Raw genomic sequence first — 10,038 nt, forward strand, 5'->3', positions numbered from 1 at the left:
TTCAATCTTCTGATCATGCGATCGCCATTTGATGACATCTGTAAAATAAAGTAAGAATAGCTGTACCAAATGCACCTATGGAAATCCAAAAAATCCAAACTGAACTGAAAAACCCAGATTTTCACTATCGTTTGAAGGCGATCGCGGCTCTCGATGATTATGAATCAGAAGTTGCAGTTCCTCTGCTCACGAGTAAACTTCATGACTCAGAATTTTTGGTGCGTTCTTTTGTCGCCAGGGGTTTGGGTAATCAACAATCAGCGGAATCTTTTGCGGCTTTGATGCAAATTATGAAATTTGACGATACCCCCAACGTGCGGGCTGAGGCGGCAAATTCTTTGTCGCTATTTGGTAGAGTCGCAGTTTCTCATCTAGTTCTAGCATTTTATCAGGATGACCATTGGTTAGTGCGGCGAAGTATTTTAGCTGCGATCGCTGAAATGGATTGTCCTGAAGAACTATTTGATATCTGCGTTCAGGGTTTAAAAGATGAAGATTTCACAGTTCAGGAATCCTCTGTTGATGGACTCGGCTTACTAGCTGATTCTAGCCAACATACTGCGGCATTATCCCAAATACTAACATTGGTGAATGATGAATCTTGGCGGATGCGGGTGCGAGTTAGCTATGCCCTCAAACGCTTTGATGAGCCGGAAGCCAAAGCAGCCCTGAACCAACTCAGACAGGATGAGGATCACCGAGTCGTCGGAGCAGCTTTAGAAGACTTGTTGCCACAATAGCAGTGTGACTTTGTTCAGAATATTTTTGTGATCAAAATGAGTCAGAATACAGAATTCTGAATACTCTAGCCATAAATTTGTCCAACAGTCATACAGAATTGATGCTGAATTCTGATTCCTGAGTTCTGAATTCTTCTTTATAAAACTTATTTCAGTAATCGTAAATGTATTATTTTACCTTAAATTTGACAAAAATATCCGGTTAATCTGCCAAAATCTGGAAGAAAAGATCAACTTTTTCAAGATGAGGAGGCATTTGTGACTGATACACCAACTGGTCAAATGACTTGGCGACTACCAGGTTCCTCAGAATGTGCCTTACATTTGCGGCATAATGCTTCAGAACCTTGGCGATCGTATAAAGAATTTCCCCAATATTTTCTACCAGATCCGCCGGGTTTTTCCGAAGGATACGCGACATTTTTAGCGCTCCTGAAAAAGAACTGGAAGCCGTTGTGAACTCACTACAAAACAACTGGTCAAAGAATTTTGAATTTTTGGTTGCACTTTTTAATACGCTTTGCACCTAATATGATGTCCGTTTAATCAAACTTAATAAAAAATGTTCGTAGTAAGGACTTTAGTCCTGCCTTTGGGGACTAAAGTCGAATGGCACTAAGAAAAGATACAGCCTTTGTTCTGACTGGTTCCCAGCCTGGAGGCTGGGAATCCATTCTGGGAGGCTCCGCCTCCAGTAGCTTGAATTGAGGCAGAGCCTCTTTTAAATACATTCCCAGCCTCCAGGCTGGGAACGAGACGACACAAGCTTTTGGGTTTTTCTTAGTGCCATTCGACTTGAGTCCTCACTACAAACTGTTGATTATGAGTGATTTGACGGACATCATATAAAAGCTCAAATCTAACAATTGGTACGGTTAAGCACTCAAACTCTCACGAGTTGTTGTGCGGGTGTAGGCGTTCCAAACGTCGAGTTCTGAATATGGACGGCTGGAAAGCATAGCTTTAGTTGCTTCTGTGAGTCCTTGAGCAAGAGTAAAATCTGCCCCAGCAATACTTTGAAGATGCTCCATCTCTGCATCACTGAAGTCAGCTGCTCGCAGGTCAGTATCCCGCAAATCGGCTCCAGTCAATCGAGCATTCCGCAAACAAGCCCCTGTCAAATAAGCTTTTGTCAGGTCAGCGCCACTCAAAGCCGCACCTTGCAAATTGGCTCCAGTCAAATCAGCGCCACTCAAGTAGGCTCCACGCAGATTCGCGCCTTGTAAATCTGCATTTCGTAAAGAAGCTGTATTCAGAAAAGCACCATTGAGATTAGCACCCGGCCCTACCGCTCCCGACGCTTTGTAGTTATATTCTTGGGGCCATTTCGTTTGTGAATCATAACGCGCTACTTGGAGTTTAGCTCCCTCCAAATTTGCACCACTGAGATTAGCTTGTTGGAGGTTAGCACGGTTTAAATAGGCTCCCTGCAAATTCGCCCCACTCAAATCGGCTCCTCGCAGATTCGCGCCTCGCAAATCAGCCCGACTCAAATCGGCATTACTCAAGACCAACTCACTGAGGTCGGCTCCTAATAGCTTGGCTTTGCTCAAATTAGCTTGTCGTAAATCGACTTCCCTTAGATTGAATTGGTACAAATCGACCCCATCCACAGGGATTCCTTTTTTCAGGGCTGTTAAGATTTCTGGAGTTGGACTGGGGCGTTCGGCAAAGCCGTTGCCGTAGGCATCGCTAGTAATAAGTTGAATTTCAGTATTTGTCATCAGCTGATTAAAATATAACTTTTGGAGTTATCCTACACTTTAGCGAAATGGGGACTTCATCTCATAACTCAGTATTCAATAACACCAAAAGTTTGATAAAACGAGGTTTCAAAACAGATGGATTTAATACCGCCCTTGACAATGCTCGACTTCTTCCGCAAAAGTGAGGGAACATGGTTTACGGAACGCTCCGTTCATCATTTTGACTCGGCGGCGGATGAGTCGGGAGAGTCGAATTTGATCATTAAAGTCATGGAAAAGGATGATCCAAAAGTCCAGGAAGTTTGTACAGCCCAAGGGATAGATCCTACTAAAGCAACAGGCGGTGCGAGTTTTTCATGGCAAGCGAATCTAGATACCAGGCTACCGAATACTGATAATGCTGCCATTTTGGTTGATGTTCCCGACGAAACGAGACGTTCTGGAAAACTGATCCGCAACCAAGGTTATGTTGAGAGCATTCCGGTTGTGAGTCGGTATCGATTTGCCGATGATGGAGTGCTGACGATTGATACTGACTATGACAATAATCAAGGTCAGGAACGTTGTTGGTTTGTTACAGATGATTTTCGTGTCAGAGTCAGTACCGTGCGAATGATGAACGGAGTCAACTTAATGACTTATTGTTCTGAGCGTCGCTGTGTTTCCCAAGAACTGCTGGAGCAAATGATCAGTCAGAATCATGCTAGGCGTTAGTGGGAATTGGGGAATGGGGAATGGGGAATGGGGAATGGGAAGAGTAATCTACAATACCCAATGACCAATGACCAATGACCAATGACAAATGACCAATGCCCAATGCCCAATGCCCAATGCCCTATTAAGGAATGTTGCTTTGTTTCTCATAAATGAGACGTGCACGATCGCCATAACTTATTTTCATGCAAGGGTTAACAAATCATGCTCCATGTATAAGCCTTTCCTGGAATTTTTAGAAAAAGAGCTATTTCAGCGGTTTGATTTACAAAGTAGGGTCATTCCCCCTGGTTTGGAATTCAAAGTTAGCGATCGCGGCAGAAACCCAGCAACTATTCGTAGTTGGTGTCACCAATGTCAAGAGTTGCGGAAAATTCGCTATACCTACATTGATGCCGGGGAGAGTGCCCAAATTTTTAACAGCGTGGTTTATCCTAGTCATCACTACGACCTACCTCTGTTAGGGATTGATTTTTTATCCTTTGGTAAAGTCAAAAACCTGATTGTGCTTGATTTTCAGCCATTATTTCAGGATGAAGATTATCAAAAAAAATATATAGTTCCGCTGAAATCTCTCCACGATAAATACCCGGATTTGGCGCAAAACTTAGAAATGAAGTTTTACGATGCCAACCAGTATTTTTCTAAATACCTATTGTTTGCCAAAACCGACCCTGAAACAGTAGCAACGCGAGTCTTTGAAGCTTTTCAGGATTATTTAAACTTGTATTGGCAAATGTTAGCAGATGCAAAACCGCTCCAAGATCCTGAAGATATCCAGCGGATTGTCAAAGCTCAAAAAGATTATGACCAATATAGTGCAGACCGCGATCCCGCATCTGGTTTGTTTAGCAGCTACTTTGGACATGAATGGGCAGAGCGTTTTCTCCATGAATTCTTATTTGAAGATGCTGTTCCCCTAGCAGTTGGTGCGGGCAAAAGATGAAGGCAGAAGGCAGGAGGCAGGGGGCAGGAGGCAGGAGGCAGAAGTTTTTTAATTTTTAATTTTTAATTTTTAATTCGGAGCGAAGCGACGTGACACTCTATCAGCCATTTCTCGATTATGCGATCGCCTATATGCGATCGCGCTTGGATTTACAGCCCTATCCTATCCCCACTGGGTTTGAGTCCAAGAGTGCTGTTGTGGGCAAGGGAAAGAATCAGGAAGAGGTTGTCACCACCAGTTATGCCTTTCAAACTTCAAAATTGCGGCAAATTCGCGCAGCTCACGTACAGGGTGGCAATTCGCTGCAAGTGCTGAATTTTGTGATTTTTCCCCGTCTCAACTACGATTTACCCTTTTTTGGGGCAGATTTGGTGACATTGCCCGGAGGACATCTAATTGCTTTGGATATGCAGCCCCTATTTCGAGACGATCCAGCGTATCAAGCAAAATATACTGAACCAATTCTGCCCATTTTCCACTCCCATCAACAGCATCTATCTTGGGGAGGAGATTTTCCAGAAGAAGCACGGCCCTTTTTCTCTCCCGCTTTTCTGTGGACTCGTCCCCAAGAAACGGCTGTAGTAGAAACTCAGGTGTTTGCCGCTTTTAAAGACTATTTGAAAGCTTATCTAGATTTTGTAGAACAGGCAGAAGTTGTAACAGATTCCCAAAATTTAGCAGCCATTGAGCAAGCCCAACTGCGATACCTACGATATCGGGCTGAAAAAGACCCAGCACGAGGGATGTTTAAACGCTTCTATGGTGCAGAATGGACTGAAGAGTATATCCACGGCTTCTTATTTGACTTAGAGAGAAAATTAACAGCCGTCAACTAGAGGATATTCTACAGGAAGTAATACCAATTAAAAAAAAGAATGCGACAAATAGACCATTTGTAGAGACGCGATTCATCGCGTCTTTACCCAAGGATGTGTTGCAATCATTAATTGAATTGGTATAAGGAGCAATGGTAATTCTCAAGTTTTATTACCTGTGTAGGCGTAATCCGTCGTAGATATCGCACTAATTTAATTAGGATATAGCAACATTCTTGAGGATAGTCATCGGCCCTTCAGCTTTGAGAAGCTCCATTTCTGCGGCATTTCGCACTAGCAAAGCACCAGCGAATCCTAATGAATTCACAGAGATGGAGTGAAAATGCTCCTGCGATCGCGGTACGATCAACATCCATTCTCGTGTCGCCAGCAGATTGTAAGCACCCAATTGCTTTGCATCTAAACCCACGGCATCTAGCAAAGTGCGATAAACTTCCAGTGTTGCTTGACCCCCTCGCACCCAATCGGGATCTAGCGGTGCGAAAGCGTGTATAAAAGGAAGCCCTGGTAAAGTTGCGCTTAAGTCCTGAAATCGTGCTGCCTTCAACAGAGGTTCAATAGGAATTTGCGGGACTGAAGATGCAAATGGTAGAGGAACTAACTGTAAATGCTTGTGTCGCTGACTAGCACCTGCCGTTTTGCCACTATTGTAAAATGCTAAACCATCGAAATCAGCTAGACATGCCCACATAGCCGTAAAATCTTCCAGGGTGAGCAAACTTTCCTGTTCCTCAAAATCACGGGTGATGATTAGCAGGTGATAATCAACAACATTGAATTTATTTAAAATACATACATGGGTATCAGAAATATCCGCTACAAATAAATCCTCTTCGTAGGGCAAGAAAGGATTAAACTCTTGACCAGATGTAGCAGATTGTTTTTTCTGTTTTTCATCGGCTGCTTTTTTGCGATTCAAGTTAGACAAAATCCGCACTAAAAAGCGGACATTATCCTGTTCGACAAACTCAAATTCCGTTGGTATCGACAGCAACGCTCCACATTGTAAAGCATATTCCGTCTGCTCTTTGACACTTGTCCATAAAGTACCAGGCTTAAGTAAGATTTTACCCTGTGCCATTTTATTCCTTCAGACATGGATGGAACACGCAATCGGAGTACACAGATGTGCGCCCTTACGAATGACTATATTCCATATATAGGAATCCGCTTTGATTCTTGAATTTACTTGTGTGGGTAGGGAATAGGGAATAGGGAATAGGGAATAGGAAAGAAAGCATAGATCCGTACTGAGTCTTGTTCAGAAATTAAATAGGAGTCCTATAGATAAAATTCATTTAAAGCGGGATGCGATGGTTAAAATACCAAATCTTTCACAACAACGCAATACCTCCGCAACAAAACTGTCATAAATAATATCTACATTAGTAATATATCTAAAATATCTTTCCAGACAGCAATGCAAAACCAATCTCGTGATGGAGAAAACCCATCAAATAGCATTTTATCAAACACTGTTGACACCAAATACCAAAATCGAGCGCCCTGGAAAAAGGCTGCCGCCTCTCTATCGCTGGTGCTGCTGGGATCAGGTATGACATTAGCAGGTGGTTATATGGCTGGACATTCTAGGCAGATGTCTGAGAGTGCATCTAACTTGGCAGTTAGTCGAGTCAATGCCGCTCCGCCATTACCAGCCGCCACAGATCCTAATTTTGTGACACAGGTGGTGCAGAAGGTCGGGCCAGCAGTCGTGCGGATTAACTCTTCCCGAACCGTAAGAAGTCGGATACCAGATGAATTCAACGATCCGTTCTTTCGCCGCTTTTTTGGTTCCCAACTGCCACAATCAGGAGAAAGGGTACAACGGGGTACTGGTTCAGGTTTTCTCATCAGTTCCGATGGTCGGATTCTCACTAACGCCCATGTCATAGATGGTGCTGATACAGTGACAGTAACACTCAAAGACGGGCGCACCTTGGAAGGTAAGGTGTTAGGAAAAGATGAATTAACCGATGTCGCTGTTGTCAAGATTCAGGCAGAGAATCTACCTTCAGTGGCTTTAGGGAACTCAGATCAACTGCAACCAGGAGAATGGGCGATCGCGATCGGCAACCCCCTTGGACTAGATAATACAGTAACTACCGGAATCATCAGTGCTACTGGACGCAGTAGCAATCTAATCGGTGCTGCCGATAAGCGAGTAGAGTATATTCAAACTGATGCAGCGATTAATCCTGGTAACTCCGGTGGCCCTCTGCTAAATTCCCGTGGCGAGGTAATTGCCATGAATACAGCTATAATCCAAGGGGCACAAGGATTAGGCTTTGCTATTCCCATCAACACAGTACAACGCATTTCTAATCAACTTATAGCTACAGGCAAAGTAGAACATCCTTATCTGGGAATTCAGATGATGGGGTTAACGCCTCAACTAAAACAAAATATCAACTCAGATCCCAACAGCGGTTTGAATGTGAATGAAGATAAAGGTGTATTAGTTGTGAAAGTTGTACCAAATTCGCCAGCCGCTAAAGCAGGAATACGTGCTGGTGATGTAATCCAAAAGCTTGGCGGACAAGTAGTCACAGATGCCAGTAGTGTCCAAAAAGCAGTAGAAAATAGCCAAGTCGGAGGCGATTTACGTATGGAATTACGTCGCAATGGGCAGAATATTAATGTAGCTGTGCAACCTGGTGCTTTTCCCACCGCAGTGCAATAAAAGTTTTGCTATCAATTGAATAAAAGTGAATTTTCTGGGATGGGTATTTTGCCCGTCCCTTTTTTCAGGTGGCAAAGTTGAGTTGCAATCACCTAATATCGCGCCCGGTTAAAGACTTATCATTAAGACCGCAGAGAAGAGGGGTTGTTGGGCTTTCTACATATCTGATTCGGGAATGATAACTAATTAGCTGGACATGAGATCAAGTGGGCACTGCCACAAATATCAAAAGCGATTTTTGCGTAAGTTCTGTGATTGATTCTTAATTATGAATTCTTCTTCACCTATAGGACTCATATTTGATTTCTAAAAAAACTCAGTACAACTAAGAAGCCTTCTTGACTGTAGCAAGATTGCCTATTGCCTATTGCCTGCCTACGCAAATTAGTTCAGAAATCAAAGCGGATTCCTATATGACATTAGTCACGGTTTAAGTAATTACCTTTTTCACTAGTGTATATATCCTTGTAGTTCTATCATTTATTTGTCAAGGCGATTAATATTTCGCGAGATATTAATTACTTTGATGTCTATATCATAGAAGGAAAGTTTGCGAATGAATATTAAAAGAGTGCTTGCTAGTTTAGCGCTGATTTTACCAATTGCTGTTACCTTTATTCCTTCCCAAGCTGATGCTCAGGTCAGACGGCCAGTTAGGCGACCGGTTCCAGTTAGAATAATCAAAAGACCAGCGCCAGTTAGAGTTTATACTCCTGCTCAAGTGAGAAGGAGGATATTAGTTCCTGGACGTTGGGTGCAAACAAATCGTGGTCGCCAGTGGATACCGGCTCGCTATGTATATAGATAAAAAGACCTACAATTGCAACAAATTATTACCTATCAATATTGGTTGCAGAGTTCTTTTTTCATAGTTTTTGTTGTTGTTTAAAAATCCCCTTTAGAAATATTCTAAAGGGGTATTATTTCATATTTTTAATAAAAATAGCACTTCTTCGTTGAGTCGAATGGCACTAAGAAAAGATACAGCCCTTGTTCTGACTGGAACAAGCCTCCAGGCTGGGAATCCATTCTGGGAGGCTCCGCCTCCAGTAGCTTGAATTGAGGCAGAGCCTCTTTTAAATACATTCCGAGCCTCCAGGCTGGGAACGAGACGACACAAGCTTTTGGGCTTTTCTTAGTGCCATTTCTTCGTTGAGTCCTATACAGATCCAGGACAAACATATCCATTGACGAGCCTGAATTAAGAGTGGAATGCAGCAAGATAGGCGTTAAATGTCTATTCAGTTAAAGTTAGTGGTGTAGATAATTTGTCTTTGAAGACGCGATGACGATGAATTGCCGTCTCTACAAGTGTTTTGGGTTTATCTGAACTGTATTGACGTATAGCGTTGATACTCCACTATTTCAATGGGACGTTCTACTAATTGTGCTACAGAGTGTTTTTCTACTTTTATTGCCGTGTGAGCAAATGCTTTTTAACTCATCCCCCGGCTTGAAGCCGGGGGATTTCGAGTTATTAGTTATTAGTCATTAGCACCAATGACTAATAACTAATAACTAATGACTTTGAAGACGGGCGGCTATTCCTCCCACCCCTCTCGTTGGGATGGGATTCCCGCCGATTTTCGTTGACCACAGTAAACACAATCCAAAGGGCGTAAGATTTCATATTTCATAACGATCTACTCTGCCAAAACCCTTACGCGTTTTTCCCTGATGCCCTGGTTGCCCGCCTGATTTTCTTTTGGGATGATTTGATTCTCCATCCAGCGATGCTTTTTTGTTTTTGCTCTTTTTCAGAATATCACCAGATGGTGGCTTCGAGGAGGTAGAACTATCCAAATCTCGGCTGACTTTTAAACGTTCTATTTCTTGCTGTAGTTCTAAGATTGTTTTCTGTAAGTCACGTATCGCCTTGCTTTGCTCAATAATTACCTCTACCAGTTTATTATGCGTAATAACTGGTTCAAGCTTTCTCGGTCTAAATCTTGAGGCAAGTTTTGGTTCATATTTGTGATACTCTCCCTCAAGTGTCCCCTTTGTCAATACTCTGCCACCTGAATCCTTACAGAAGAACTACAAACAGAGATACAAGAATGAAACCAGGGTACATTTATTTAATTCATAGTGTGGGTACATATAGATACAAAATAGGGCTAACTGTAGCACCACGAACACCAGAGGATAGATTAAAAGAACTGAATAGCCGTCAAAGTCCCTACCCATTGAAACTCATTCATTATGTGTTTGTTGCTGACGTTTACAAAGTAGAGAAAGAAATTCATCAAGCTTGTAAGTCATTTAATGTTTATAGGGAGTGGTTTGAATTTACAAAGAACGCATATTTGCAACAAGTTATTCAGTTAATGGAGCGTAGTAATGTAGCACAAAGACCAAATAATAATTCTCAGGGTTACGGTCAATATCAGAATAAAATAAATCTTTCTTTGCC

The 10,038-nt window shown here is 42.5% G+C and carries 10 protein-coding genes and 1 pseudogene; 8 read left to right on the forward strand and 3 right to left on the reverse strand.

Annotated features, from left to right (window positions below):
• Nucleotides 1-77: 77 nt before the first annotated feature.
• Together RRG12_RS24710 and RRG12_RS24715 are read left to right on the forward strand one after the other, a co-directional pair.
• A complete protein-coding gene (locus RRG12_RS24710) occupies nucleotides 78-740 on the forward strand; it encodes a HEAT repeat domain-containing protein (RefSeq protein WP_420760157.1) in 663 nt (220 codons plus the stop codon).
• A gap of 258 nt (nucleotides 741-998) precedes the next feature.
• The gene (locus RRG12_RS24715) at nucleotides 999-1,199 is read left to right on the forward strand and encodes a hypothetical protein (protein WP_420760158.1); all 201 of its coding nucleotides are present in this window, start codon (nucleotides 999-1,001) and stop codon (nucleotides 1,197-1,199) included.
• A 416-nt stretch (nucleotides 1,200-1,615) separates the two neighbouring features.
• Here the strand turns inward: RRG12_RS24715 and RRG12_RS24720 are convergent, their stop codons facing one another.
• Nucleotides 1,616-2,464, reverse strand: coding sequence for a pentapeptide repeat-containing protein (locus tag RRG12_RS24720; RefSeq protein ID WP_420760159.1), 849 nt, complete (start codon nucleotides 2,462-2,464; stop codon nucleotides 1,616-1,618).
• A gap of 117 nt (nucleotides 2,465-2,581) precedes the next feature.
• On the opposite strand from RRG12_RS24720, the gene RRG12_RS24725 reads away from it, so the two are divergent.
• The 3 genes from RRG12_RS24725 (at nucleotide 2,582) to RRG12_RS24735 (ending at nucleotide 4,942) form a co-directional block, all read left to right on the forward strand.
• The gene (locus RRG12_RS24725) at nucleotides 2,582-3,160 is read left to right on the forward strand and encodes a phycobiliprotein lyase (protein WP_420760160.1); all 579 of its coding nucleotides are present in this window, start codon (nucleotides 2,582-2,584) and stop codon (nucleotides 3,158-3,160) included.
• A 211-nt stretch (nucleotides 3,161-3,371) separates the two neighbouring features.
• Nucleotides 3,372-4,106: a 15,16-dihydrobiliverdin:ferredoxin oxidoreductase gene (locus RRG12_RS24730; protein WP_420760196.1), complete on the forward strand. Its 735-nt coding sequence runs from the start codon at nucleotides 3,372-3,374 to the stop codon at nucleotides 4,104-4,106.
• Nucleotides 4,107-4,195: 89 nt separating this feature from the next.
• The gene (locus RRG12_RS24735) at nucleotides 4,196-4,942 is read left to right on the forward strand and encodes a phycoerythrobilin:ferredoxin oxidoreductase (RefSeq protein WP_420760161.1); all 747 of its coding nucleotides are present in this window, start codon (nucleotides 4,196-4,198) and stop codon (nucleotides 4,940-4,942) included.
• A 196-nt stretch (nucleotides 4,943-5,138) separates the two neighbouring features.
• Here RRG12_RS24735 and RRG12_RS24740 read toward each other — a convergent pair whose 3' ends face one another.
• Nucleotides 5,139-6,023: an ATP adenylyltransferase family protein gene (locus RRG12_RS24740; protein ID WP_420760162.1), complete on the reverse strand. Its 885-nt coding sequence runs from the start codon at nucleotides 6,021-6,023 to the stop codon at nucleotides 5,139-5,141.
• 339 nt (nucleotides 6,024-6,362) lie between these two features.
• On the opposite strand from RRG12_RS24740, the gene RRG12_RS24745 reads away from it, so the two are divergent.
• Together RRG12_RS24745 and RRG12_RS24750 are read left to right on the forward strand one after the other, a co-directional pair.
• Entirely contained in the window at nucleotides 6,363-7,625 is a 1,263-nt protein-coding gene (locus tag RRG12_RS24745; RefSeq protein WP_420760163.1) for an HhoA/HhoB/HtrA family serine endopeptidase, read from the forward strand.
• Between the two features lie 556 nt (nucleotides 7,626-8,181).
• A complete protein-coding gene (locus tag RRG12_RS24750) occupies nucleotides 8,182-8,433 on the forward strand; it encodes a hypothetical protein (protein ID WP_420760164.1) in 252 nt (83 codons plus the stop codon).
• Nucleotides 8,434-9,202: 769 nt separating this feature from the next.
• Here the strand turns inward: RRG12_RS24750 and RRG12_RS24755 are convergent.
• Nucleotides 9,203-9,595: pseudogene (locus RRG12_RS24755) on the reverse strand (DUF6444 domain-containing protein); the annotation flags it as partial.
• 87 nt (nucleotides 9,596-9,682) lie between these two features.
• On the opposite strand from RRG12_RS24755, the gene RRG12_RS24760 reads away from it, so the two are divergent.
• The coding region (locus RRG12_RS24760) for a GIY-YIG nuclease family protein (protein ID WP_420760982.1) at nucleotides 9,683-10,038 on the forward strand (356 nt) is incomplete at its 3' end.

Source organism: Nostoc sp. CALU 546, from assembly GCF_048836525.1.

Coding starts and splice junctions, on each gene's coding strand:
- RRG12_RS24710 (WP_420760157.1), top strand. CDS start 78: ATGGAAATCCAAAAAATCCAAACTGAACTGAAAAACCCAGATTTTCAC.
- RRG12_RS24720 (WP_420760159.1), bottom strand. CDS start 2,464: ATGACAAATACTGAAATTCAACTTATTACTAGCGATGCCTACGGCAAC.
- RRG12_RS24725 (WP_420760160.1), top strand. CDS start 2,582: ATGGATTTAATACCGCCCTTGACAATGCTCGACTTCTTCCGCAAAAGT.
- RRG12_RS24730 (WP_420760196.1), top strand. CDS start 3,372: ATGTATAAGCCTTTCCTGGAATTTTTAGAAAAAGAGCTATTTCAGCGG.
- RRG12_RS24740 (WP_420760162.1), bottom strand. CDS start 6,023: ATGGCACAGGGTAAAATCTTACTTAAGCCTGGTACTTTATGGACAAGT.
- RRG12_RS24745 (WP_420760163.1), top strand. CDS start 6,363: ATGCAAAACCAATCTCGTGATGGAGAAAACCCATCAAATAGCATTTTA.
- RRG12_RS24750 (WP_420760164.1), top strand. CDS start 8,182: ATGAATATTAAAAGAGTGCTTGCTAGTTTAGCGCTGATTTTACCAATT.